The sequence below is a fragment of the Sphingobium sp. SG1 genome, assembly GCF_057063145.1.
The window spans coordinates 92,228-113,995 of record NZ_JBVVOJ010000003.1 but is presented as its reverse complement, the minus strand read 5'-3'; the positions used below and the strand labels follow the sequence as shown (position 1 = coordinate 113,995).

Here is a 21,768-nt window from a genome sequence, read left to right as displayed (position 1 = left end):
AGGATAAAAGAAGGGTATTCCACCGATGCGCAAGCTGTTTTCCGCCCTGCCGCTGGTCGCGATGATGGGAGCGGCGGCCAGCGCCGCGCCGGCTGAGGATGATCTGGCGGCGCGCGGCGCGACATGGTGGCGCCATGTCCAGATATTGGCGGCGGACGACATGCAGGGGCGCGGCACCGGCACGCCGGGCTATGACAAGGCGGCCGACTATGTGATCGGCCAGTTTCAGGCATTGGGGCTGAAACCCGCCGGGGTCGAGGGCTACAAGCAGCCGATCGCCTTTGTCGAGCAGACGGTGCTGTCGGGCGAGAGCAGGGCGAGCCTGGTCGGCGCGCGTGGCGAGACGGCGCTGGCGGTGCCGGGCGACATCATCTTTTCCGGCAGCGGCGGCCCGGTGCCTGGCGCGATCGACGCGCCGATGGTGTTTGCGGGCTATGGCCTGCATCTGCCCGAAGTGGGCCATGACGATTTTGCCGGGCTGGACCTGAAGGGCAAGATCGTGGTGGTCGTTTCGGGCGGGCCGGCGGAGATCAGCGGCGCGCTCAAATCCCATGCCCGATCGGAACGGGGCCATTGGCTGGCGGCGCAGGGGGCGGTCGGCATGATCAGCCTGGTGACGCCGGGGCAGGTCGAGATTCCCTGGGACCGGCGCAAGGCGCTGGCGAGCGCGCCGGCGGTCTATTATGAGGATGTGGCGATGCGCGACACGCAGACGCCCTTCCTCAATGCCCAGTTCGATCCGGCCCGGTCGGCCGACCTGTTCGCCGGCAGCGGCCAGGATTTCGCGGCGATCGCGGCGGCGGCCGATGCGTCGAAGCCGGTCGCCAGCTTCCCGCTGACGCTGCGGCTCAAGGCCGCGGTCGCGGCCAAACGGGTGGCCTTGTCCTCGCCCAATCTGGTGGCGGTGATGCCGGGCAGCGACCCCAAGCTGGCCAAGGACTATGTCGTGCTGTCGGCGCATCTGGACGGCTATGGCGTCGGCACGCCGATCAAGGGCGACGCCATCTATAATGGCGCGCTGGACAATGCGTCGGGCGTCGCCAGCCTGATCGAGATCGCCAAGGCGTTGAAGGCGAGCAAGGTGAAGCCGAAACGATCCATCCTGTTCACCATCGTCACCGGCGAGGAAAAGGGCCTGTTGGGATCGCGCTATTTCGCGCGGCGGCCGACCGTGCCGAGCAAGAGCATCGTCGCCGACCTCAATTTCGACATGGCGCTGCCGATCTTCAAGCTGACCAGCGTGACCCCGGTCGGCTATGACCAGAGCAGCCTGGGCCAGGATGCGGCGGCGGTGAGCGACGCGATGGGCCTGCCGATCACGCCCGATCCCTTCCCCGACCGGAACGTCTTCATCCGGTCCGACCAATATGCCTTCATCCGCGAGGGGATACCGGCGCTGTTCTTCAAATATGGCTTCAAGGCCGGGACGCCGGAAGCGACGGTGGAGAAGGCGTGGCGCGCGAACATCTATCATTCGCCCTTCGACGACGCGAACCAGCCGGTGATGCCGGCCGAGACGGCGAAGCTGAACGATTATGTGACCGCGGTGACGCTGCGGGTCGCCAATGCGGACACGCGGCCGAGTTGGAACAGCGACAGCTTCTTCAAGCGGTTCGTGAAATAGGCGGTTCGTAAAATAGGGCGCAGGGCGAGCGGCGGAGGCGATCATGAACCAGGCCAGGCGCGTGCTGACCGGATGCGGGCTGGTGGTGGGGGCGGCGGGCTTTTTCCTGCTGGGCATAGGGGTGTCGCAGCGCGCGGCGCATCGGCAGGAGATGCCGCCTTCTGCCATGTCGTCGGGCGGGGCTGCATCGGTGCCGTCGGGCCGACGGATATTCTCTCCCTCGATCGCGGGAGACCCCTATGTTTTGCAGCAATGGAAGGAGGCCGTCGAGAAGATGGAGCGGCGCTGCCGGGAGGCGAGGGAATTTTGCGCCGAAGCCAGAGCGGCCAGGGAACAGATGGACGAAATAAGATAATCCATCGATTATGGGTTTTGCCTTCGCTGGCGGGGGCGCCTTCGCGACGCCGGCTTCATCCAATGACGATGTCGCTGGCGTAAAGCTGGATGCCGACGCTGAACTGAATTTGGGCAATCAGCGTGGCGGGGGCCGCGCCGCTGCCATCGGGATCGAAGAACAGCATCCTGCTGTTCTGCGCATAGAGGAATCGATCATTGGCATCGATTGCCACGCCGTTGGCATTGCTGGAAAAATTGCTGTCGTCCACGCTGGTCAGGCCACCCACGGCGCGGCCGGCCACGACCAGCCGATCCACGCCCTGTTCGAAATCGCGGACGGTATCGCCACCTTCGGCGAGGTCGCGCCAGACGAAGCGATCCTTGCCGGCGCCGCCGAGCAGGCGATCGGCGCCGAGGCCGCCATAGATCCTGTCATTGCCCGCGCCGCCGGCGACGGCATCGTCCCCGGCGCCTCCGTCCACTATGTCGCGGCCTTCACCGCCATCGAGTTGGTCATTGCCGCTGCCGCCATAAATCCGGTCGTCGCCCCATTCGCCCCACAGGATATCGGCGCCATCATCGCCGAACATTATGTCCGCATCCGACCCGCCATAGAGTATGTCATCGCCGGCATCGCCATGGATGCGATCATCGCCGTTGCCACCCGAGAGCGTATCGCGATCATCGCCGCCATATAGGCGATCGGCACCGTCGGCGCCGACAATGTCGTCCGCGCCGGCGCCGCCAAGGATGAGATCCGTGCCCGCGCCGCCATCCAGGCTGTCGCCGCCGCCCCGGCCGAACAGCACGTCATCGCCGCCATCGCCCCTGAAATCGTCGTGCATGTCGCCGCCGATCAGCCTGTCCCTGCCATCGCCGGCCCGGATGATCGCCTCGCGAGGGCCGAGCAGGACATAATCGTCGCCCGTGCCCAGATAGGCGATCAGCACTTCGATGCCGTGGATCGTGACCAGGGTGCGCGGGGCTGTGCCGTCGTCCGCGTCGGCGGTGATGCGTTCGAAATTGGGCAGGATCTTCAGCTTCTGCGTCATTTCGCTGAGGTAGAGATAAGCGAGGTCGGTGCCCTCGCCACCGTCGATCCGGCTGCCGAACACGTCCGAATAGCGGCTGGCAATGCCGAGATGGATGCGGTCTCCACCCGATCCGCCGAGCAGCACGTCCCGGCCGCCGCGGCCATAGAGAATGTCATTGCCGCCGCGTCCGACGATCCGGTCGCGACCGGTGGTGCCGCTCAGAATATTGTTATTCTTGGTTCCGTAGCGATTGGCCATGACGGTTGATCCTTCTCCAGTCCCCTATTGGCGCGAGACCGATGACGGGACGGCGGATTTGTGCGCGCGATACTATATCGATCCGCCGGGCTTGGAAAGCATGGCGGCCAATTGCGCAGGGCTTGTCTTATGGTGCTGGCGCGGTCTGGCGCGGCCTGTCGCATCCTCAGGATGACGGGGCGCTGGCGCCTCGCGCCGCCATCGACAGGCGATAGAGCGCCTCGCCAACATAACCGCGCAGGCTGATCTTCGAGAAATTGACCGTGGCGTCGGCGGGCATGCAGGCCGAAACCATCGGCGTGACGGCGGCGAAGGCGGCGCTTTCGTTCGGTCCGCCGATCGGCGAGAGGATGAGCGCGCGCGCTTCGAGCGGGCCGTGGCGGACGGCGCAGTCGGCCAGGCGGCGCAGGGTTGCCCGTGCGGATGCCGCTTCGTCCGTGGGCGCGCCTGGTTGCGCATAATCGATCGGCGGCACGGACGTGAAATCGGACACGCCCTGACGCGCGAAGGTGACGCGATACATCGCCTCATAAGCGGCGGCGCGATAGAGGGCTTCCTGAAATTGCATCTGACCGCTGATCAGGCAGTCCTCCGTCGCCAGCCGCGCGCCCATTGTCTGGGCCTCGACAGATTCCGGCACGGTGTCGAGATAGCGTTCCACGCCATGGCGCCAACGCCGGACCGTGCAGGCGGCGAAATCCTGCATGATATGGCGCTTTTCGGCGATGCCGAGCGTCTTTCCCGCCGGGATGTTGGCAGCCCGATGGTCGATGATGCTGCCGGTCTGGGCCAGCGCCGACGTCGTGAAAAAGACGATCACCAAAGCGGAATAACGCAAAATATTGTCCCCCTTCCGGATGGATTCAGAACCAATGGTGGGAGACGCCCTCTGTGGCCCAGCGGAACATTTCCTGGTGGCGCCTATGCACTGGCTTGCCGGAATGGCAAGGCGCGATCGGAACGGCTGCCGATTTTGCGACGCCGCGGTCTGGTGCGCTCAGCGCCGGGGCCTGCAATTGCCGACGCGGGTGCCGGTGATCGACATGAGAAATTCTGCGTCGCCACCCATGGGGCTGCCCAGATCGCGGGCGGGCGCGCTATTGACCTCGAACAGGCGGATGTTGCGTTTTATCTCGACACTGCGCGGGCCGATTGCGCCTTCCAGATTGCCCTGCATCCGCACCCCCGGCCCGAGCCAGCAGCGCTGATTGCCGTGTATGGCGGCGCCGTCGCCGTCCAGTTTCCATTGCCGGCAATAGCTGGACGTGCCGGGGCCGGCGAAACTGTCGTCCAGCATGGTTTCGATCGTCGCGTCGATCGTGCCGTCGGGGATGCACAGGTTCCAGGTGCGGATCGGCAGGGTGCGGGTGCTGAAATCGCGGATCACGGTCTGGTGCTGGCTGAACGCCCATTGGCCCGCGAGGATCGGGTTGGGGCGGCCGGTGACGATGATCGGCGGCCCCTTTGGCGGGGCGGGCGGCTGGTCGGGCGGGGCCGGGGACGAGGGCGGGGTGGCTGGAGGCGGGCCGGCCATGGCGGCGACGGCGGCCGGCGCGCGCGGGGGCACTGGCGCAGGCACTGGCACGACCTCATCCTCGAAACTGGCGATCTTGGCGTTTATGCAGGCCTTGCCACCGGCCGGATCGCTGACGCCTTCGCGCACGCAGGCGCTGAGCATCGCGCACATGATCCGGTCGATCCGGGCGTCGCCGCTGGAACGGGTGATGACGCATTGGCGCAGGTCGGTGCCGAAGGCAGCATAATCGATCTTCACCTGGCGCATCTTGCGGGCGATGACGACGATCTCATTGTCGGCGGGGGAGGCGGCGGCCGGTGCGGGCGGATGATCCTGCGACCGGGCCGGGATGGCCGCCAGCAGGGCGAGCGACAGGCCGCAGCGCAGCGGGAATGAGGGGAATGCCCAATGCCCTGCCATGAACCCTCCCGCCATGGGGCGTCACGCGTGCGCGCCCCATGGCGAAGCATAGGCGAAAAGCCGGGGCGCGGCCAGAGGGGCCGACATTGCGCCTGTATCGCGGAGAGGGAACTGCGGACTGGGGTGAGGCGGTAGCTTTGGGTGGTTAGCGGAAAGTCTGCTATTAAGCCTGATAACTATGGAAGCAGACATTTGCGCTGTCCCTCAGAGGGTTAGTCCTTAAACCCTCGAAATACGCCATCCGCATCGACGGCTGATGCAAATTCGCCAAAGTCCATGTTTGCAAGCGACACGTTATTTTCGACGCCCCAAAGTTCAGCAGGTATGCATCGGAACTGCCCACCGGGCGGAATGGGATCGACGCAAAGCAACGGCATCTGTGGTTCGCTCATCGTGCGACTATCTGCGACAATGAGCAATGTGAGGTCTGTGCTAGAATCTGCTTCCTTCGCCAGTTCAACAGGGTCAGCGTTATCATAACGATGGTCGTTCACCGGATTTAGGTTTGCAAGAAATCCATGGACTGAGGGCTTGGAAACCGCGTCGATGACGCTCTCCCACGCATGGTCGTCGGAAAAGTCAGTTCTGACCAGTGGCGTTCGTTCGCCATCAATAGGGATCATTTTCTTACTCTCCGTCAGCTATCCGGCAAAGATAGCCGGGGTATGAATGTCCGCAAGTGGTCGCAACCCGTCAAAATCCGACATCGTCATTGCCAGCGTAGCGAAGCAAGGGCGGGAGATAGTCGACGCTTGCCCTTTGCGCGGCAGGCTTTTGCTGGTGCGCGGTTCTTCTGGTAGGATCGGCGCGAGGCTTTGGAGATCGGGCGATGCTGGTTGGGCTGATCCTGTTGGCGGCGGTGGGGGCGATGATCGCGCTGTCGCTGCGCGCCGATCGGCGGTTCCGGGCGATCGACCGGCTGCCGATGCAATGGACGCTGACCGGGGCGGTGAGCTGGCATGCGCCGCGGGCCGTGGCGCTGGCCTTCACGCCGGTGCTGGGGACGATCCTGATCCTGGCCGTGGACGCGATGGCTTTGTGGGTGCCACCGCGCGCCGGGCAGGAGGGGATGGTGATCCCGGTATTGCTGGCGATCGCGGCGGGGCTGGTGGCGATCCATGCGCTGCATATCTGGATGATCGGGCGCTGGGCGAAGGCGCGGCGCTGAACGGGCATTGGGGCTGAGGAGGCGAGGATGCGGCGTGTGACCCGGAGCAGGATGGCGCTGATGCTGATGGCGCCGATGGTGATGATGCTGGGCGCTGGCGCGCGCGGCGCGCCGCCGACAAGCTGGGCCAAGGCGGGCGTGTCGCTGGCCGACTATGCCGGCGATGCGGGGGCCTGCGCGGAGGCGACGCGGAACAGCGCGGTGACGGTGCGACCGGAGACGGCGCAGGCGCTGGATGCGCTGAGCATGGTCGACCTGACGATGATCCTGCGGACCTATGGCGGCGATAGCGATGCCAGCCCGCTGATGGCGGCGGCGAATATCGGCATGCATCATGACGACGCCAATGTGGCGCGGCGGACGGCGAATTTCGGCGCGAAATATCAGGCGATGACGCGCAGCGACGTGCGCGCGCAATTGCAGGCGGCACTGGACCAGTGCCTGGTCGATCGCGGCTATGTGCGGATCATGCTGACGCCGGAACAGGTGCGCGGGCTGGCGAAGCTGAAGCGCGGGACCGCCGCGCGCACCGCCTATCTGCATGCGATCGACAGCGATCCGGCGGTGATCGCGGCGCAGCGGGTGGTGGAGGAATGACGATGCGGATCGGGATCGTCCTGGCCAGCCTGGGCCTTTGCGCAGTGTTGTTCTGGGGCGGGACGGCGCTGGTCGCGCTGATGATGGAATGGCTGGTCGCGCATCCGTGGGTGGCGAAGGCGATGGCGGCGTTGCCGATGCTGGTGCTGCCGCTGATGGCGGTGATGGTTTCGCGCGGGCGGGAAGAAAGCGGCGCGGGCTGATCGGTTGGGCGCCGCCGCTTTACAGGGCGGTGCAGGCGGGTAAGACACTCGGCCCATGAAGAAGATCATCCTGCTCGCCGCCGCTTCGGCCCTTGTCTCCTCCACTCTGGCAACCCCCTTGCTGGCGGCGCCGGCCGCGCCGTCCGCGCCCGATGCGGCGCGGTTGAAGGCGAGCGTGGAAAAGCTGGTGAGCTTCGGCACGCGCCATACGCTGTCGAGCGCGACCGATCCCAAGCGCGGGATCGGTGCAGCGCGGGCCTGGGGCAAGGCCGAGTTCGAGAAGATCGGCAAGGGCTGTGGCGGCTGTCTGACCGTCGAGATGGTGGCGGATCGCTTCACCGGGCCGCGCGCGCCCGATGGCGTCGAGGTGGTCGACGTGCTGGCGATCCAGAAGGGCAGCGGTGATCCGAATGAGGTGGTGATCGTCGCCGGGCATATCGACAGCCGCGTGACCGATGTGATGAACATCACCAGCGATGCGCCGGGCGCCAATGACAATGCGTCGGGCACGGCGCTGGTGATCGAGGCGGCGCGGGTGCTGGCCGGGCAGAAATTCAACGGCACGATCGTCTATGCGCTGCTGTCGGGCGAGGAGCAGGGGCTGTGGGGCGGCAAGTTGCTTGCCAGCACGGCCAAGGCGCGCGGCTGGCATGTGCGGGCGATGCTGAACAATGATATTGTCGGCAACACGGTGGGCCAGAATGGCCAGGTGGTGGCCGATCGCGTGCGGGTCTTTTCCGAGGGCATTCGTGCTGGCGATGATGAAAAGGCGAATATGACACGCCGGGCGATCGGCGGCGAGGATGACGGCCCGTCGCGGGCGCTGGCCAAGGCGATCGACGGCATTGCGCAGGCGGACCCGAAGATCGGCCTGGAGGTGCTGGCGGTGCGGCGGTTCGACCGGTTCGGGCGCGGTGGCGACCATTCGCCCTTCCTGGACCTGGGCTTCCCGGCGGTGCGCTTTTCGGTGGGGATCGAGAATTATGACCGGCAGCATCAGGACCTGCGCACCGAAAATGGCCGGGTCTATGGCGACACGGTCGACGGCATGGACTTTCCCTATCTGGCGAAGGTGACGGCGCTCAATGTCGCGACGTTGCGGCGGCTGGCCGATGCGCCCGCGGCGCCGGCGACGGTGTCGCTCGATGGCGCGCTGTCGATGGACACGCGGGTCTTCTGGGACGCGGTGCCGGGGGCTGCGGCTTACAAGGTCTATTGGCGGCGCGCCGACAAGCAGGACTGGAGCGACAGCCGGGTCGTGACTGGCGCAACTGAGACGGTGCTGAAGGATATCGTGGTCGACGATCATTTTATCGGCGTCGCGGCGGTGGCCAAGGACGGGGCCGAGAGCCTGGTGACCTTTGGCGGGATGGCGCCGCGGAAATAGGATTCTGGTTCGCGCGGAGACGCGGAGACGCGGAGACGCGGAGGCGCGGAGATTTTTGAAGAAGGCCGCCTGCGGGCGGCCTTTTTTGTTGCGCGCTGTTTGGGGGACGGGCGGCTGCATAATGCCGGCTCCTGCGTGAGGCATGGTCGGGAGATGGATTCCCGCCTTCGCGGGAATGACGAAGAAGCGGAGGGGGCGAGGATGCAGATGGCCGATTGCGACTGGGTCGAGCAGGCGGCGGCCTGGCCCGATCTGGCGCGCTGGTTGAGCGACGATGCCGCCGAGCGGCTGGGGCGGGACTGGCATTTCCTGGCGCGACCGGCGCAACTGGCGCCGGCGGGCGACTGGCGCATCTGGTTGATGATGGCGGGGCGCGGTTTCGGCAAGACGCGGGCCGGGGCGGAATGGGTGCGCGCCATTGCCGAGCGCGATCCCGAGGCGCGGATCGCGCTGGTCGGCGCGACCCTAGGCGAGGCGCGCAGCGTGATGGTGGAGGGGGCGAGCGGGCTGCTGGCGGTGGCGCCCTGGTGGGCAAGGCCGGCCTATGCCCCGGCGCTGCGCACGCTGACCTGGCCCAATGGCGCGCAGGCGCGACTGTTCGGCGTAGCGGAGCCCGAAAGCCTGCGCGGGCCGCAGTTCAGCCATGGCTGGGCCGACGAGATCGGCAAATGGCCGGGCGGGCAGCCGGCCTGGGACAATATGATGATGGCGATGCGGCTGGGCCGTGATCCGCGCGTGGTGGCGACGACGACGCCGCGCCCGGTGCCGCTGGTGCGGGCGCTGGTGGCGAGAGATGGCGCGGATGTGGTGCTGACGCGGGGGCGGACGGCGGACAATGCAGCGCATCTGGCGGCCGGCTTCGTCGACGATGTGACGCGCCTTTATGGCGGCACGCGGCTGGGGCGGCAGGAACTGGATGGCGAGCTGATCGAGGAGGCGGAAGGGGCGCTGTGGACCCGCGCGGCGCTGGAGGCGTGCCGGGTGCGGCATGTGCCGGGCGCGCTGGCGCGGGTGGTGGTGGCGGTCGATCCGCCGGCGACGGCTGGAGGGGATGCGTGCGGCATCGTCGTGGTCGCCCTCGGCGGGGACGGGCGCGGCTATGTGATCGCGGACGCGAGCGTGGCGGGCTGTTCGCCCGAAGGCTGGGCGCGGGCGGTGGCGCAGGCGGCGCAGGGCCATGGCGCCGACCGGGTGGTGGCCGAGGCCAATAATGGCGGCGACATGGTGGCGAGCGTGCTGCGCGCGGCGCAGGAGACGCTGCTGCTGCGGCTGGTCCATGCCAGCCGGGGCAAGGCGGCGCGGGCCGAGCCGGTGGCGGCGCTCTATGAGGCCGGGCGGGTGGCGCATCGCGGGGCTTTCCCCGAACTGGAGGACCAGATGTGCGGACTGCTGGCGGGGGGGACTTATGTCGGGCCGGGGCGATCGCCCGATCGGGCGGATGCGCTGGTCTGGGGGCTGAGCGAACTGATGCTGGGGATGAAGGGCGAGGCGCGGGTCAGGGGGGCTTTGAGTGGAGCGGTGGGTGCGATTGATTTTCGCGCGGAGACGCGGAGAAGGAGGAATGGGTGGATTGGAGACGGTCTGCTTTCGGTCTAGACCTATCACGAGGCAGACTGGGGCAGGAGAGCAAAGAAATGCTTTTGAATAAAATATCCATGCCACTCCTGTTGATATTGGGTTTTATTTCCGTTGCATTATTTTTGCTCGGCATTAGCTTTTCTGGTGGGGTTTTAAACATCTTTGCAAGACCGCCGGCCAATGACGACATCGTATCTATAACATTTTGGTTGATAAAGTTGTCAATTATACTTGCTACATTTCCATTGCTAACGTTCCGGTTCATCCAATTTTTGATGCGTTAAATTCCGAATGATTTGCTTTGCCTTTGGATGATTTTCCGCTCTTGCGGATGCTCATAGCCGCGACAAAAGTCGAACTGTGATCGAAGCCTGCCAAGCGCCATGGGCGTCATCCCGGATCAAGTGCGGGGTGACGGAACGGCGAGGGCAGCTTTTCTGAGCGGCGATCGACCAAACCGATGGCAGTGCATGGCCGGAGCCTGTCCGGGGCGGGCATAATGTCCCATGGTCATCCCCCTGGTCCCGACATAGGAGGCGGCGTTCGATTGCCGTCGCGGCAATCCTGATGAACATGGTTTCTTGTTGGCCGGGATGTGTTCAAGATCATGGACTGGTTTCCTGTTGTTTTCATCCTGTTCAAGGTCGTCGTGCTGGGGGCGGGCATGTTCTTTGCCGTCCGATGGCATTATGAGCAGGACAGGAAGGCGCAGAAGGGGGCGGTGCTGAGCGCGGTCGGCAAGATCAGCCTGGCCCTGCTGCTGGCGCTGGTGGGCCTCCTGTCCCTCACCTTCATGCTGGCGCGGATGCTGGGCATGGATATGGCGCTTTGATTTTGGTGCTGTGACTTTGGCGCTGTGATTGTGGTCCGCATCGTGCGTCGCGCGTTCGGATCATCGTTGCGCTGACGGGCGGCTTGTGCCGGATGGGCGCCTGTGCCGGAGGGGCGTCAGCCGCGCAGGCGGTCGAGGCGGTGCTTCAGCTTCCTCTGCAGCAATTCCCAGTTGGTCACGCCCTGGATCACGCCGCCATTGGCGACGATCATCTGTTGCAGCCGATAGGTGTCGACATCCTGGATATCGACCCGGTCGCGGTCGATCACGGCCAGCGCCGCGGCGGTACCGGCCGCTTCGCCCAGTGCCATCGAGGTCGGCTCCATGCGGATGGTGGAGAAGGCCTGGTGGGTCGCCGCGACGCAGAAGGGCACCATGAGGTTGGTGCATTGGTCGCGATGCGGCACCATCAGTTCGAAGGGCAGCGGCGAGCGCTGATATTTGCCGCCGGCGGGCAGCATGAAATGGCCTTCGTTGACGATGCCCCATTGCCCCCGTTCGTCCCGGACCGCGATGCGGCTGGCGGCGTGGCTGTCCTGCCAGTAGGAGGCCATGGCGACGATCGAGGGGAGGCGCGGGGGCACGCCATCAATATTCGACACGTCCCGGCCCGACCAGGCAAGGCCATTGTCCAGCCGGCGCGCCTCGCGCACATAGAGCTGGGGCGACCAGCCGGGCGTGTCGGCGGGATGGCAATCGGTGTGGCGGCCGCGCACCAGGCCCCAGTTGCGCACATCGCGTTGCAGCCCGGCGGGAATGCGGGGATCGCGGCTATGGGCCATGGCGTGGAACCAGCCGCGAATATAATTTTCATGCGCCTTCCATATGCGTTCGCGCGCATCATAGTCGGCCGCCGGATAGGCGCGGTTGAGGCCGACCGCGTCGAGCGACATGGTGCCGCGATTGTTGATGTCGTAGATGCCCGGCGCGACCTCGTCCGCCTTCACCAGATCGCGGGCGAAATGCCAGTCGCGGCCATAGACCTGGCCGGCGCGCCGGCGTCGGTCGAAATCGCGGAACAGCAGTTCATAGTCGGCCTCGCGATAGCCATCGGGTGCGGTGGCGGGCAGGTCGAGCCGCAGTTCGGGCCGATCGGTCATGGTCAGGCGGAAGCAATAGGCCTGCACGCCATCGTCGGCAGCGCCGACCGGCCGGTTCGGCGCGGGATCGACCCCGGCGATCAGGCGGCCCGACGGCTGGTCGAAGAAAGGGTCGATCGGCAGGATATTGTCCTTTTGCGGCGGATCGGTCCGGGTCAGCAACTCATAGCGTGACCCGCGATAGCCATTATAGGGATTGGCCCGGTCGGCGGCTTCGCGCCCGACCCTGGTGCTGATGCCGGCGCGGGCCATCAGGTCGCCTTCATAGGAGGCGTCGATGAAGATGCGGCCATGGGCGCGGACGCCCGAACGGGTGATGATCTCGCGGATGGCGCGATCGGTCCGGTCGACGGTCTCGACCCCGTCCGACCAGAGGACCGGCACCCCGGCAGCATCGAGCAGGTCGCGGAAATAGGGGGCGGCAACGGCCGGGTCGAAGGCGTAGCGATTGCCCGGCATGCCGCCGGACGCCGCCAGCGCGGCCATGGTGGTGCGGGCATAGCCGCCGACTGCATCGATATCGCGTATGTCGGTCCAGCTGAGCCCGCCGGCCAGCATGCCGCCGGGCTGGATTTCGCGCCAGCCGCCGATCAGCACCGCCGACGCGCCCAGATTGGCGGCGCTGACCGCAGCGATGACGCCGGCGGGGGTGGCGCCATAGACGACGACATCGGCATCGGCCCAGGCTTCCCCGGCAAGCGCGGTGCGGCGCGGATGGATGAGGGCGGCCGGCTTGCCGCTGGCCTGATGGCAGCTGACCAGGCCGGCTGCACCCGCTGCGCCCGCCATCGTCGCCAGAAACGCGCGTCTGTCCATGACCGCCCCCATCCCGGATTGCCCCTGCAAAGGCTTTCCGATTTGCGGGGGCGTGGAAATTCCGGTCGAACACCTAATGGATTGCGCGGTCAGGGCCGGGCAGGACGGGACTGGACCGTTGCAATATGCGACTTGTCTGGCAGGATCGGTGCTCCGCCACCAGAAAAGCAGGAGTGGGTGCATGATCATCTATGGCGCGCGGCCGTCGCCCTTTGTGCGCAAGGTCATTGTCTTTGCAGCGGAAAAGGGGATCGCGGTCGAGGTGCGGCCGGCCGGGTTCGGCAAGGGCGGGGCGGAGTTCGAGCGGGCGTCCCCCTTTGGCAAGATCCCGGCCCTGGTCGATGGTGATTTCGCGATCAGCGATTCGACCGCGATCATAACCTATATGGATGTGCTGCATCCCGAACCGAACCTGATCCCGACCGAGGCAAAGGCGCGGGCGCGGACGATATGGTATGAGGAATTTGCCGACACCATCGCCCAGCCGGTGGGCGTCGACATCTTCTTCAACCGGGTGGTCGGCAAGCTGCTCGACATGCCGCATGACCCGGCCCGTGCCGACCGGGCGGAGGCGGAGAAGATGCCGGGCATCTATGATTATCTGGAGGCGGTTCTGCCCGACAGCGGCTGGCTGGTGGAGGATCGCTTCACTTTGGCCGACATTGCGGTGGCCTGTCCGCTGATCAATGTCTGCTATTGCAGCAGCGGGTTGAAGGACGGCCGCTGGCCCAGGGTGAAGGCCTGGCTCGACGGGCTGCGGGCGCGGCCGAGCTTTGCCGGGGCGATGGCGCAGGAGGCGCGGATGCTGGGCAAGGCTGTATAACCCATATGGAACATTTTGCTTGACATCGTCACGCTGATCGGGCAGATAAGAGGAAAGTCGATAATTGCGACTCGCCGGCCTCGGTCGGTGGTGGCGCGATGGGTCGGCTGGGTTGTGGACGGCCGGGTTTTCGAGGGCGGCTTTTGGGGCTGTGCCTTGGGGCTGTGCCTTGGGGCTGTGCCTTGGGGCTGTGCCTTGGGGCTGTGCCTTGGGGCTGTGCCTTCCAGGTCGGGATTTGCAGTCGGTCCTTGAGGGCTGGTGCTTGAAGGCGCGGGGCTTTTGGGAAGCCGGCGCCGTGTGCGATGCTGACAGATATTGCCTTCAGGTGAGGCGAAAGGGGCTGGTCCGATTGGGCCGGCCCCTTTTGCGTTGGGCGTTGGGTGTGCCGGCGAGGCCGCGCTGCGCTGCTGCCGATGGCGGCGTGCGGCGCGTGGTCGCGCGGCGGGGCGATGGTTCGGGACAATCGGGGGAGAGGGCGATGGCGGCGCGAAAGGGGGCGGCCGGGCGGCCGGAGCGCGTGGCGCAGCGGCAGGCGGCGGGCGAGGGGGTGCGGACGCAATTGCGACAGGTGCGCAGGGATGGCTGGGCGCAGAAGGACCGCGCGCGCTTCCTGGCGGAGCTGGCCGAGACCTGCAATGTCAGCGAGGCGGCGCGGACCGTGGGGAAGAGCCGGCAGGCGGCCTATGGGCTGAAGCAGCGCGACGCGGAATTTGCGCGCGACTGGGCAATATTTGGTTTCAATGTGAGACCTTTATTCCTGTGTGCGCGGGCGCTACATCGAAGCGTCATGGGCCGGGCTTAGGCTGGCGCCGTTGCAATATAAGGATTTCTCATGCTGATCGACCGTCTGAACTGGCGTTATGCCACCAAGAAGATGAACCCGGACAAGGTGGTGGCCGAGGACAAGGTGGAGCGCATCCTGGAGGCGGTGCGGCTGGCGCCGACGTCGAGCGGGTTGCAGCAGTTCGAGGTGATCGTCGTCACCAACAAGGAATTGCGCGCCAAGATCCGGGCGATCGCCTGGGACCAGGCGCAGGTGACCGATGCGTCGCATCTGGTCGTCTTTGCCGCCTGGGACAATTATACCGCCGACCGGATCAACGGCATGTTCGACCTGGTCAATGACGAGCGCGGTTTCCGCAACGAGGGTTGGGAAGCCTATCGCCAGATGCTGCTCAACACCTATCCGCAGCGCGACGCGCAGACCAATTTCGAGCATGCCGCGCGCCAGGCCTATGTCGGCCTTGGCATCGCGCTGACCGCCGCCGCCTTTGAAGAGGTGGATGCGACGCCGATGGAGGGCTTCGACCCGGCCGCGCTGGACGAGATACTGGACCTGCGGGCGCGCGGGCTGCGCTCGGTGGTGATGATGCCGCTGGGCTATCGCGCGGACGAGGGCGACTGGCTGGTCAATCTGAAGAAGGTGCGCCGCCCGGCCGCCGACTTCATTTCGCGCATCGATTGATGGCGCCCGGATAGGGATTAACCGCAATAGGCGGCGGTCCGTCACGGCCCCTATATGGGGCTGTGAACAAGGAGGATGGGCGCCGGAACAAGGCGCTCTCCTGCTTCGTTTCGCACCGATCAGGAGTGACGGACATGAAGATGGTCAGGATGATCGCGGCGGTGGCCGCTGTTACGATGGTCGCAACCCCGGTGCTGGCGGCAAGCCTGAACAGCAAGGATCGGGCGCGCATCGCGCGGGCCTATCCGCGCGACCGCGACGATGTGCGCTATTGCCTGCTCCAGGGCAAGAAGGGCCGCGACAAGGGCACCGCGATCGGCGCGGGCGTGGGCGCGGGCGCGAGCATCATCGCCGGCGGCGGCGTGGGCGAGACGGTGCTGGCCGGCGCCGGTGGCGCGGCGGCGGGGCGGCTGATCGGCAAGGGATCGGGCACCAATTCCCGCTGCGACGAGGTGCTGCGGCGGAACAGATGAGATAGCGCCCATCGCCAGAAATGAGGCCCGGCCCCTGAGGTGCCGGGCCTTTTTCGTCCTACGAACAAAAGGATGGAAATTCACGCCTTCTACCGACAGGATGCCGGCAGGGGGATCATCATGTTCGACAGCATTGGGGTATTTCAGCGCCAGTTCACGCCGGTGGAGGGCGGTTATGCCTATTATCCGTCCCGCAAGGGTGGCGCCAAGTTCGTCAGCCCGGAGGAATATGCAGCGCTGGTTGCGCGCTGGCAGCGGGTTGCAGGTCGCCGGGGCATGTGGACGTCGACAGGCGTCATCATGGCGATCATCATCGTCTGGGTGACCTTGTCGGAATGGCTGACGCTGCCTGACTGGACGCAGAATGTCATGACGACGGCCTGTGTGGTCGGCCTGATGGCCTGGATATATTATGCCAGTTTCGCGCCGCGGCGCTTGGTCAGGGGGCGGCCGGATATCCTGCCGCCACGCCCGATGGCGCAGATGCGACGGGATGCCCGCGCGATGCTGAACTGGCGTTTCATCCTGTTTGCGCTGGGGTTCAGCGGGCTGATTTTCTGGGGCTGTGTCGCTGGCGGCGATCGCAGCTTCCGGGGCTGGGTCTGGATGCTCGGCAGTGGCGGGATGTTTGCCCTCTATATCTGGTTCGGCATCCGCAAGCTGATGGATCGGGCGCTATAGCCCCGCCCGCCAGATGCAAGGGCCTAAGGGCTCTCGGATCAGGTTCGGAATGACGACATTTTTCTAAGGCCGAAGCGTTTACAGATCGGCGGCCAGTGCGCGCAGGGCGGCGTGGGCTGAGGCGGCGAGATGGTCGCGCATCATGGTGCGGAAGGCGGCGGTGGCGCTGGTCGCGGCGGTCTGCATCCAGTGGGTGGCGGCGGCGATGTCGCCGGCGTCGGCCAGCAGCCGGCCATGGTTGAACTGGCCGCGAAAATCGCCGCCCTCCGCCGCGATGCGGTAGCATAGGGCCGCGCGGTCCATGTCGCGGGGGAGGAGGCGGCCTTCCTCATGAAAGGCGCCGAGGAAATTGATCGACTTGGCATGGCCGAGGGCGGCGGCCTTCTGGAACCAGCCGAGCGCCGCCTGTTCATCCTGGGCTACGCCCGCGCCGAGGCCGAGCGCGCTGCCCCAATTATACATGCCCCAGTCGAGGCCAGCTTCGGCTGCGCGGCGATAGCAGGCGGCGGCCGCGACCGGATCGACCGGCGTGCCCCAGCCCTTTTCATGGCAGCGGCCGACCATGTTGATCGCCATCACATGGCCCGAGGCGGCGGCGAGGCCGAAGTGGCGGAAGGCTTCGGCCGGGTCGGCGGCGATGCCCTGACCGTCGAGCAGCAGCTGGCCATAATAGGCCTGGGCGTCGGGCAGGCCGGCATCGGCACCCGCGCGGATCAGCGCGGCGGCGGCTTCCGGCGAGGCGGCGAGTTGTTCGCGCATCTGGTCGGCGGTCTGGGACAGGAGGGGCGAGGTGGCGGTCATCAGGGCAGGTCTCTGGTTTGGATATTGCGACTGATTAGCAGGGTGGGGCGGCGCTGGAAACAGGGGGGCAATATTTTGGGCGGATCCACTGCCCCTCTCCACGTTTCGGTAGGCGGCTGGGCGCCGCCAACCTTCCCTATCCTCTCCCCAAAGGGGCGAGGATTTTTTGCATAGGGGGATGCTCCGAAGCGGAGGGGGCGCCGGCCCTTTATCGATCCGTGAACCGAACCCAGGATTTTACCTCGGTTTCCCTTGGTCGGCCCTGGTCGTCGAGCGCCGGCAGATAGCGCTGGCCCATCGCCACGAGGCAGGCGGTGTCGTCATATCGGCGCGTGCCGGATGATTGGGTGATGCGGCAGGACCGGGGGCGGCCGGTGGCGTCGAGCCGGACGGTATAATCGCTTTGCAGCGCGGTTGCTGCCTTGTCCGGGTCGCTTGCGATCGGCGCCTTGCCGTCGAGGGCGATCGGCGTGGCGCCGCCCATGTCGCCCTGGAAAGTCGATGGTGCCGGCTCCCAGAACAGGCGGACGACCGGGATCGTCCCATCCTGACCATTTCTGTCCTTCACCGCTGCCATCCAGCCCATCTTCATCATGGCGAGCCGGCAGCTTGCCACGGCGATGGCGGTGCCGCCGGTGATGGCCGAGGGGGTGCAATCCAGTTGGTCGCTGTTGGGGCGGCGCGTGATGCGAACGGTGGCGGCACCGGTCGATGCGGGCGGCAGGGCGACGAGCGCATAATCCTGGGTCGTGGGCAGGACGAGGGGCGTGGCGACCGGCCCGCTGGCCTGGGCGAGTATGAGCAGGATCGGTGCAAGGGGCATGGGCGCAGATTTGATCGCCGCCCGGCTTTTGTAAAGGCGGGTCGGTCCGCAAGGGCGTGCCCCTCTCCAAGTCTCGGTAGGCGGCTGGCGCCGCTTTCCAGCTTTTGGCAGGCGGCTGGCGCCGCGGGCCTTCCCTATCCTCTCCCCGAAGGGGCGAGGATTTTTTGCATAGGGGGATGTTCGGATGAAATGGTTTGGAACGAAGGCGGCGGCTGGAGAAGCCGGGCGGCCGGTGCTGGCGCGGGCCTGGGGATCGGGCACGGTGGCGCTGGGCGAATGGCCGGCCAGCTATGAGGCGCAGTTGCGCGCCGGGGTGATCGGCAATCCGGTGGCGCAGCGGGCGATGCGGCTGGTGTCCGAAGGGGCCGGGGCGTGCGCGTTGAAGGTCGGCGGGGTGGATGCCGGGGCGTCGGCCCGCATCGGGGCGCTGGTAGCGCGGGCGTCGGCCGGGCAGGGCCTGATCGAGACGCTGGCGAGCCATGTGCTGCTGCACGGCAATGGCTATGTGCAGGTGATTGCGGGCGCGGATGGGATGCCGGCCGAGCTGTTCGCGCTGCGGCCCGAGCGGGTGAGCGTGGAGGCGGATGCGCGCGGCTGGCCGGCGGCCTATCTCTATCGCGTGGGCGAGAGCGTGACCCGGCTGTCGCCCGAGGATGGCGCGGGGCGGACCAGCCTGCTCCATATCCGCGCGCTCCATCCGCTCGACGATCATTATGGCCTGGGCTGTGTCGGCGCGGCGGCGGGGGCGGTGGCGATCCACAATGCTGCCACGGTGTGGAACAAGGCGCTGCTCGACAATGCGGCGCGGCCTTCGGGCGCGATGGTCTATGCGCCGGGCGACGGATCGGTGCTGAGCCCGGAGCAGTTTGAGCGGGTGCGGCGCGAGATGGAGGCGGCGTTCAGCGGTGCGGCCAATGCCGGGCGGCCGATGCTGCTGGAGGGCGGGCTAGACTGGCGGGCGATGAGCCTGTCGCCGGCCGAGATGGACTTTGTCGGATTGAAGGCCGCGGCGGCGCGGGAGATCGCGCTGGCCTTTGGCGTGCCGCCGATGCTGATGGGGCTGCCGGGCGACAATAGCTATGCCAATTATCGCGAGGCGAACAAGGCGCTGTGGCGGCAGACGATATTGCCGCTGGTCGGCAAGATCGGCGCGGGACTGGCGCAGGGACTGCAGGGCTGGTGGCCGGGGCTGAGCCTGATGCCGGATCTGGACGCGGTGCCGGCGCTGTCGGACGAGCGCGCGGCGCTGTGGGAGCGGGTGGCGGGGGCGGATTTCCTGACCGCGGAGGAGAAGAAGGCGATGTTGGGGATTTGAGGTTCGCGCGGAGACGCGGAGGCGCGGAGATTTTGGCGATGCCGCCTGCGGCGGCTCTTTTCTCTTCTCCGCTTCTTCGCGGCTCCGCGTGAACCTTGTTTGTCTTTCTTCTAGCGCTGGCAACTGCCCTGTGCGGTCCAGCGGCCGCCGCTGTCGAGGCAGCGATCCTGGGCGAGCCAGTCGCTTTGCCAGAGGCAGAGGGCGGCGGCGATCAGGACCAGCAGTGCGCCGAGCAGCGCGCGCCTCATATCGGCTGGGCGAGGCTGTCGAGACGGCATAAGCCGTTGTCCATGTTCCAGCTGCCGCCCTGCAACAGGCAGTCGCCGGCGCGGAACAGGCCGAAATGCCAGGCGATGAGGCCGAGCGCGAGGATGACGAGGGCGATCAGCAATTTGCGAGGGGTGCGCTTCATGCGGGCCCAGATAGGGGCGCGGGGCGCCCAAGGGAAGGTGGGGCCATGAAAGAGGAGATGCTGGCGCGGCCGGGAATGGCGGCGGGGAAGCCCGCTACCCTGCTGGGCTATCCGGTGGTCGAGGCGGAGGACATGCCCGATATTGCCGCAAACAGCCTGTCGATCGCCTTCGGCAATTTCCAGGCCGGCTATGTCATCGCCGAACGCAGCGACACCAGCATCCTGCGCGATCCGTTCAGCAACAAGCCGTTCGTCCATTTCTACGCGGTCAAGCGGATCGGCGGCGCGGTGGCGAACAGCGAGGCGATCAAATTGATGAAATTTGCCGCCTCGTAACGGGTGGGAGGGGGAGGGCGCAGATGCTGACGGAAACGGAGAGCGACGCGGGGCTGGCGGCGTCGATGGCGGAGCTGAAAGCCTATCTGCGGATCGAGAGCGATGGCGAGGATGCGGTGCTGGCGGGATTGCTGCGGAGTGCGGCGGCGCTGTGCGAGCAATTTGTCGGCCAGTGGCTGATCCGGCGGGGCGCGCGCGAGACGGTGCCGGCGGATGGGCGCTGGCACAGGCTGGCGGCGCGGCCGGTGGTGGCGATCACCATGGTTGCGGCGGTGGACGATGCGGGGGCAGTCACGCCGCTGCCGGTCGAGGCCTATGCGATCGACATCGATGCGTCGGGCGATGGCTGGGTGCGGGCGGTGCGGCCGGGGGACCGGCTGGCGGTGGAGTATCAGGCGGGGATGGCGACGGACCTCAATGGCGTCGCTGAATCGCTGCGCCAGGGGATCGTGCGGCTGGCGGCGGAGCATTTCGTCGCGCGCGGTGACGAGGGTGCGGCGCCGCCGGCCGTCGTGAGCGCGTTGTGGCGGCCGTGGCGCAGGATGCGCCTCTCGTGACGGGCGATGTCATGCGGATGACGCTGACGCGGCGGATGGAGGAACGGGCGGCGCGGCGGCGGGCGGCGATTGTCGATGCGCTGGACGCGCAGGGCGTGGCGGCGGCGATCGAGGGTGAGGGGGTGCGGGCGTCGGCGCCGGGGCTGAAGGCGCGCTGGATGGCGGACCTCAGCCTGCGCGAGGCGGGAAGGAGCAGGACATGAGCGCGGAGGTGGCGATACGCAGCGCGGTGATCGCGGCGCTGAAGGCCGACAGCGGCCTGATGGACCGGCTGAACGGCCTGTTCGACGGCGCGCCGGTGCGGGCGAGCGCGCCCTATGGCGTGGTCGGCGAATGCCTGGGCAGCGACTGGGGCGCGAAGGATGTCGAGGGGCGCGAGCTGCGCCTGTCGATCAGCCTGCATGACATGGCGGAGACGGCCGGGCGGCTGGGCGAGCTGCTGGCGCGGATCGACCCGGTCATCCGCCTGGCGCAGGCGAGCGGCTGGCGGATCGTCACCGCCAGCCTGTTGCGGTCGCGGATCGCCCGGACGGGCGTGCGCGGCGAAGGCGGCTGGCTGGCGGTGGCGGATTACCGCATTCGCGTGGTGCGCGAGGCTATCGGCGCCTGATCAGGTGCCGGGCTTATTATATTCCTCATATTCGCCGATGATCTTGTCGACATATTCGGACACCTGATCGTCGGCATCGGCCTGCGCATCCTTGTCCGACATGCCGTCGGCCTTGTCCTGCGCGAGGATCGCTGCGCGGAAGGTCGCTTCCTTGTCGGCGCAGGTCGTCTTCAACTGACCCTGAAATTCGCCGAGCGGCACCTTCTTGTCGAGCGAGGGCTGGACCTGGGCCGAGAGGCAGCCGGCAAAAGCCTTGCGGGCGGCGCCGATGGCGTCGGCTGACGGCGCCGCCGCGAGCATCATCAGAAGGGGAGCAACCACGAGCATCAGACCTCTCCTTTAATCCGCGTTTTAGAACGCTTTGTCTGACGGGAGAATGCGCCATGGGCGTCGAAAAAGGAAGTGCGTTTCTGTTGAAGGTGGGAAATGGCAACGTCCCGGCAACATATGAGACGGTGGCCGGAATGCGCACCACCCAGTTGTCGGTGAATGGCGAGGCAGTCAACATCACCAGCAAGGATTCGGGCGGCTGGCGCGAGCTGCTGTCGGGCGCGGGGGTGCGGTCGGGCAGCGTGTCGTCGGGCCAGATCGTGCGGCAGGTGG

General features: G+C 66.7%; 27 protein-coding genes and 2 pseudogenes. 19 read left to right on the top strand and 10 right to left on the bottom strand.

Annotation, left to right across the window (positions count from 1 at the left end; translation table 11 throughout):
- Positions 1–25 precede the first annotated feature (25 nt).
- On the top strand, positions 26–1,624 hold the full coding sequence (locus AC0KVN_RS08530; protein WP_435566673.1) for a M28 family metallopeptidase: 1,599 nt from the start codon (positions 26–28) through the stop codon (positions 1,622–1,624).
- Positions 1,625–1,667: 43 nt separating this feature from the next.
- On the top strand, positions 1,668–1,979 hold the full coding sequence (locus AC0KVN_RS08525) for a hypothetical protein (protein WP_435566672.1): 312 nt from the start codon (positions 1,668–1,670) through the stop codon (positions 1,977–1,979).
- A gap of 55 nt (positions 1,980–2,034) precedes the next feature.
- On the opposite strand, the gene AC0KVN_RS08520 is transcribed toward AC0KVN_RS08525, so the two are convergent.
- The 4 genes from AC0KVN_RS08520 to AC0KVN_RS08505 all read right to left on the bottom strand — a co-directional run bounded on the left by AC0KVN_RS08520 (position 2,035) and on the right by AC0KVN_RS08505 (position 5,811).
- Positions 2,035–3,252: a calcium-binding protein gene (locus AC0KVN_RS08520; RefSeq protein WP_435566671.1), complete on the bottom strand. Its 1,218-nt coding sequence runs from the start codon at positions 3,250–3,252 to the stop codon at positions 2,035–2,037.
- Between the two features lie 166 nt (positions 3,253–3,418).
- Positions 3,419–4,090, bottom strand: coding sequence for a hypothetical protein (locus tag AC0KVN_RS08515; protein WP_435566670.1), 672 nt, complete (start codon positions 4,088–4,090; stop codon positions 3,419–3,421).
- A gap of 159 nt (positions 4,091–4,249) precedes the next feature.
- Positions 4,250–5,188: a hypothetical protein gene (locus AC0KVN_RS08510; protein WP_483656062.1), complete on the bottom strand. Its 939-nt coding sequence runs from the start codon at positions 5,186–5,188 to the stop codon at positions 4,250–4,252.
- A gap of 212 nt (positions 5,189–5,400) precedes the next feature.
- Positions 5,401–5,811, bottom strand: coding sequence for a DUF6924 domain-containing protein (locus AC0KVN_RS08505; RefSeq protein ID WP_435566668.1), 411 nt, complete (start codon positions 5,809–5,811; stop codon positions 5,401–5,403).
- Between the two features lie 206 nt (positions 5,812–6,017).
- Between AC0KVN_RS08505 and AC0KVN_RS08500 the strand changes: the two genes are divergently transcribed.
- The 6 genes from AC0KVN_RS08500 (at position 6,018) to AC0KVN_RS08475 (ending at position 10,953) form a co-directional block, all read left to right on the top strand.
- Positions 6,018–6,356 (top strand): hypothetical protein, encoded by a 339-nt coding sequence (locus tag AC0KVN_RS08500; protein ID WP_435566667.1) that lies wholly within the window; start codon positions 6,018–6,020, stop codon positions 6,354–6,356.
- Between the two features lie 27 nt (positions 6,357–6,383).
- Entirely contained in the window at positions 6,384–6,953 is a 570-nt protein-coding gene (locus AC0KVN_RS08495; protein ID WP_435566666.1) for a hypothetical protein, read from the top strand.
- Between the two features lie 2 nt (positions 6,954–6,955).
- Positions 6,956–7,156, top strand: coding sequence for a hypothetical protein (locus AC0KVN_RS08490; protein WP_483656061.1), 201 nt, complete (start codon positions 6,956–6,958; stop codon positions 7,154–7,156).
- A 55-nt stretch (positions 7,157–7,211) separates the two neighbouring features.
- A complete protein-coding gene (locus tag AC0KVN_RS08485) occupies positions 7,212–8,543 on the top strand; it encodes a M28 family peptidase (RefSeq protein WP_483656060.1) in 1,332 nt (443 codons plus the stop codon).
- Between the two features lie 201 nt (positions 8,544–8,744).
- Positions 8,745–10,139: a DNA-packaging protein gene (locus AC0KVN_RS08480; RefSeq protein WP_435566663.1), complete on the top strand. Its 1,395-nt coding sequence runs from the start codon at positions 8,745–8,747 to the stop codon at positions 10,137–10,139.
- A gap of 589 nt (positions 10,140–10,728) precedes the next feature.
- Complete coding sequence (locus AC0KVN_RS08475; RefSeq protein ID WP_004207829.1) at positions 10,729–10,953, top strand: hypothetical protein; 225 nt, start codon at positions 10,729–10,731, stop codon at positions 10,951–10,953.
- A 116-nt stretch (positions 10,954–11,069) separates the two neighbouring features.
- Here AC0KVN_RS08475 and AC0KVN_RS08470 read toward each other — a convergent pair whose 3' ends face one another.
- Positions 11,070–12,869 (bottom strand): FAD-dependent oxidoreductase, encoded by a 1,800-nt coding sequence (locus tag AC0KVN_RS08470; protein ID WP_435566662.1) that lies wholly within the window; start codon positions 12,867–12,869, stop codon positions 11,070–11,072.
- A 181-nt stretch (positions 12,870–13,050) separates the two neighbouring features.
- Here AC0KVN_RS08470 and AC0KVN_RS08465 point away from each other — a divergent pair, with 181 nt between their 5' ends.
- The 5 genes from AC0KVN_RS08465 to AC0KVN_RS08445 all read left to right on the top strand — a co-directional run bounded on the left by AC0KVN_RS08465 (position 13,051) and on the right by AC0KVN_RS08445 (position 16,311).
- The gene (locus AC0KVN_RS08465) at positions 13,051–13,692 is read left to right on the top strand and encodes a glutathione S-transferase family protein (protein WP_435566661.1); all 642 of its coding nucleotides are present in this window, start codon (positions 13,051–13,053) and stop codon (positions 13,690–13,692) included.
- A 478-nt stretch (positions 13,693–14,170) separates the two neighbouring features.
- A complete protein-coding gene (locus tag AC0KVN_RS08460) occupies positions 14,171–14,494 on the top strand; it encodes a hypothetical protein (RefSeq protein WP_435566660.1) in 324 nt (107 codons plus the stop codon).
- 30 nt (positions 14,495–14,524) lie between these two features.
- Complete coding sequence (locus tag AC0KVN_RS08455; RefSeq protein ID WP_097384112.1) at positions 14,525–15,157, top strand: NAD(P)H-dependent oxidoreductase; 633 nt, start codon at positions 14,525–14,527, stop codon at positions 15,155–15,157.
- Between the two features lie 134 nt (positions 15,158–15,291).
- On the top strand, positions 15,292–15,630 hold the full coding sequence (locus AC0KVN_RS08450) for a hypothetical protein (protein ID WP_010338206.1): 339 nt from the start codon (positions 15,292–15,294) through the stop codon (positions 15,628–15,630).
- 120 nt (positions 15,631–15,750) lie between these two features.
- The gene (locus AC0KVN_RS08445) at positions 15,751–16,311 is read left to right on the top strand and encodes a hypothetical protein (protein WP_435566659.1); all 561 of its coding nucleotides are present in this window, start codon (positions 15,751–15,753) and stop codon (positions 16,309–16,311) included.
- Positions 16,312–16,389: 78 nt separating this feature from the next.
- Here the strand turns inward: AC0KVN_RS08445 and AC0KVN_RS08440 are convergent, their stop codons facing one another.
- Together AC0KVN_RS08440 and AC0KVN_RS08435 are read right to left on the bottom strand one after the other, a co-directional pair.
- Entirely contained in the window at positions 16,390–17,112 is a 723-nt protein-coding gene (locus AC0KVN_RS08440) for a tetratricopeptide repeat protein (RefSeq protein ID WP_435566658.1), read from the bottom strand.
- A gap of 208 nt (positions 17,113–17,320) precedes the next feature.
- On the bottom strand, positions 17,321–17,935 hold the full coding sequence (locus tag AC0KVN_RS08435) for an energy transducer TonB (protein ID WP_435566657.1): 615 nt from the start codon (positions 17,933–17,935) through the stop codon (positions 17,321–17,323).
- 184 nt (positions 17,936–18,119) lie between these two features.
- Between AC0KVN_RS08435 and AC0KVN_RS08430 the strand changes: the two genes are divergently transcribed.
- Positions 18,120–19,250, top strand: a complete 1,131-nt coding sequence (locus tag AC0KVN_RS08430; protein ID WP_435566656.1) for a phage portal protein — start codon at positions 18,120–18,122, stop codon at positions 19,248–19,250.
- Between the two features lie 110 nt (positions 19,251–19,360).
- Here the strand turns inward: AC0KVN_RS08430 and AC0KVN_RS08425 are convergent, their stop codons facing one another.
- Both AC0KVN_RS08425 and AC0KVN_RS08420 read right to left on the bottom strand, forming a co-directional pair.
- Positions 19,361–19,498, bottom strand: a complete 138-nt coding sequence (locus AC0KVN_RS08425; protein ID WP_170828711.1) for a hypothetical protein — start codon at positions 19,496–19,498, stop codon at positions 19,361–19,363.
- The gene (locus AC0KVN_RS08420) at positions 19,495–19,662 is read right to left on the bottom strand and encodes a hypothetical protein (protein WP_435566655.1); all 168 of its coding nucleotides are present in this window, start codon (positions 19,660–19,662) and stop codon (positions 19,495–19,497) included. The genes AC0KVN_RS08425 and AC0KVN_RS08420 overlap by 4 nt, the downstream gene beginning before the upstream one ends.
- 66 nt (positions 19,663–19,728) lie before the next feature.
- Here AC0KVN_RS08420 and AC0KVN_RS08415 point away from each other — a divergent pair.
- From AC0KVN_RS08415 to gp17, 4 genes and pseudogenes are all read left to right on the top strand, one after another.
- A pseudogene (locus AC0KVN_RS08415) lies at positions 19,729–19,998 on the top strand (phage major capsid protein); the annotation flags it as partial.
- A gap of 23 nt (positions 19,999–20,021) precedes the next feature.
- Positions 20,022–20,555: a head-tail connector protein gene (locus AC0KVN_RS08410; protein ID WP_435566654.1), complete on the top strand. Its 534-nt coding sequence runs from the start codon at positions 20,022–20,024 to the stop codon at positions 20,553–20,555.
- Positions 20,552–20,758 (top strand): hypothetical protein, encoded by a 207-nt coding sequence (locus AC0KVN_RS08405; protein WP_435566653.1) that lies wholly within the window; start codon positions 20,552–20,554, stop codon positions 20,756–20,758. The genes AC0KVN_RS08410 and AC0KVN_RS08405 overlap by 4 nt, the downstream gene beginning before the upstream one ends.
- Positions 20,755–21,165 carry a tail completion protein gp17 gene (gene gp17, locus AC0KVN_RS08400; protein WP_017501974.1) on the top strand — a complete coding sequence of 137 codons (411 nt, stop codon included), beginning with the start codon at positions 20,755–20,757 and terminating at the stop codon, positions 21,163–21,165. Before AC0KVN_RS08405 ends, gp17 begins: the two co-directional genes overlap by 4 nt.
- Here gp17 and AC0KVN_RS08395 read toward each other — a convergent pair whose 3' ends face one another.
- Complete coding sequence (locus AC0KVN_RS08395; protein WP_435566652.1) at positions 21,166–21,492, bottom strand: hypothetical protein; 327 nt, start codon at positions 21,490–21,492, stop codon at positions 21,166–21,168.
- 56 nt (positions 21,493–21,548) lie between these two features.
- Between AC0KVN_RS08395 and AC0KVN_RS08390 the strand changes: the two are divergent.
- Positions 21,549–21,755, top strand: a pseudogene (locus tag AC0KVN_RS08390) (phage tail tube protein); the annotation flags it as partial.
- Positions 21,756–21,768: the final 13 nt, after the last annotated feature.

Excerpts from the sequence above, each read along its gene's own strand:
- AC0KVN_RS08530 (WP_435566673.1), top strand. The coding sequence starts at position 26 with ATGCGCAAGCTGTTTTCCGCCCTGCCGCTGGTCGCGATGATGGGAGCG.
- AC0KVN_RS08525 (WP_435566672.1), top strand. The coding sequence starts at position 1,668 with ATGAACCAGGCCAGGCGCGTGCTGACCGGATGCGGGCTGGTGGTGGGG.
- AC0KVN_RS08520 (WP_435566671.1), bottom strand. The coding sequence starts at position 3,252 with ATGGCCAATCGCTACGGAACCAAGAATAACAATATTCTGAGCGGCACC.
- AC0KVN_RS08510 (WP_483656062.1), bottom strand. The coding sequence starts at position 5,188 with ATGGCAGGGCATTGGGCATTCCCCTCATTCCCGCTGCGCTGCGGCCTG.
- AC0KVN_RS08505 (WP_435566668.1), bottom strand. The coding sequence starts at position 5,811 with ATGATCCCTATTGATGGCGAACGAACGCCACTGGTCAGAACTGACTTT.
- AC0KVN_RS08500 (WP_435566667.1), top strand. The coding sequence starts at position 6,018 with ATGCTGGTTGGGCTGATCCTGTTGGCGGCGGTGGGGGCGATGATCGCG.
- AC0KVN_RS08495 (WP_435566666.1), top strand. The coding sequence starts at position 6,384 with ATGCGGCGTGTGACCCGGAGCAGGATGGCGCTGATGCTGATGGCGCCG.
- AC0KVN_RS08490 (WP_483656061.1), top strand. The coding sequence starts at position 6,956 with ATGCGGATCGGGATCGTCCTGGCCAGCCTGGGCCTTTGCGCAGTGTTG.
- AC0KVN_RS08485 (WP_483656060.1), top strand. The coding sequence starts at position 7,212 with ATGAAGAAGATCATCCTGCTCGCCGCCGCTTCGGCCCTTGTCTCCTCC.
- AC0KVN_RS08480 (WP_435566663.1), top strand. The coding sequence starts at position 8,745 with ATGCAGATGGCCGATTGCGACTGGGTCGAGCAGGCGGCGGCCTGGCCC.
- AC0KVN_RS08475 (WP_004207829.1), top strand. The coding sequence starts at position 10,729 with ATGGACTGGTTTCCTGTTGTTTTCATCCTGTTCAAGGTCGTCGTGCTG.
- AC0KVN_RS08470 (WP_435566662.1), bottom strand. The coding sequence starts at position 12,869 with ATGGACAGACGCGCGTTTCTGGCGACGATGGCGGGCGCAGCGGGTGCA.
- AC0KVN_RS08465 (WP_435566661.1), top strand. The coding sequence starts at position 13,051 with ATGATCATCTATGGCGCGCGGCCGTCGCCCTTTGTGCGCAAGGTCATT.
- AC0KVN_RS08460 (WP_435566660.1), top strand. The coding sequence starts at position 14,171 with ATGGCGGCGCGAAAGGGGGCGGCCGGGCGGCCGGAGCGCGTGGCGCAG.
- AC0KVN_RS08455 (WP_097384112.1), top strand. The coding sequence starts at position 14,525 with ATGCTGATCGACCGTCTGAACTGGCGTTATGCCACCAAGAAGATGAAC.
- AC0KVN_RS08450 (WP_010338206.1), top strand. The coding sequence starts at position 15,292 with ATGAAGATGGTCAGGATGATCGCGGCGGTGGCCGCTGTTACGATGGTC.
- AC0KVN_RS08445 (WP_435566659.1), top strand. The coding sequence starts at position 15,751 with ATGTTCGACAGCATTGGGGTATTTCAGCGCCAGTTCACGCCGGTGGAG.
- AC0KVN_RS08440 (WP_435566658.1), bottom strand. The coding sequence starts at position 17,112 with ATGACCGCCACCTCGCCCCTCCTGTCCCAGACCGCCGACCAGATGCGC.
- AC0KVN_RS08435 (WP_435566657.1), bottom strand. The coding sequence starts at position 17,935 with ATGCCCCTTGCACCGATCCTGCTCATACTCGCCCAGGCCAGCGGGCCG.
- AC0KVN_RS08430 (WP_435566656.1), top strand. The coding sequence starts at position 18,120 with ATGAAATGGTTTGGAACGAAGGCGGCGGCTGGAGAAGCCGGGCGGCCG.
- AC0KVN_RS08425 (WP_170828711.1), bottom strand. The coding sequence starts at position 19,498 with ATGAGGCGCGCGCTGCTCGGCGCACTGCTGGTCCTGATCGCCGCCGCC.
- AC0KVN_RS08420 (WP_435566655.1), bottom strand. The coding sequence starts at position 19,662 with ATGAAGCGCACCCCTCGCAAATTGCTGATCGCCCTCGTCATCCTCGCG.
- AC0KVN_RS08410 (WP_435566654.1), top strand. The coding sequence starts at position 20,022 with ATGCTGACGGAAACGGAGAGCGACGCGGGGCTGGCGGCGTCGATGGCG.
- gp17 (WP_017501974.1), top strand. The coding sequence starts at position 20,755 with ATGAGCGCGGAGGTGGCGATACGCAGCGCGGTGATCGCGGCGCTGAAG.
- AC0KVN_RS08395 (WP_435566652.1), bottom strand. The coding sequence starts at position 21,492 with ATGCTCGTGGTTGCTCCCCTTCTGATGATGCTCGCGGCGGCGCCGTCA.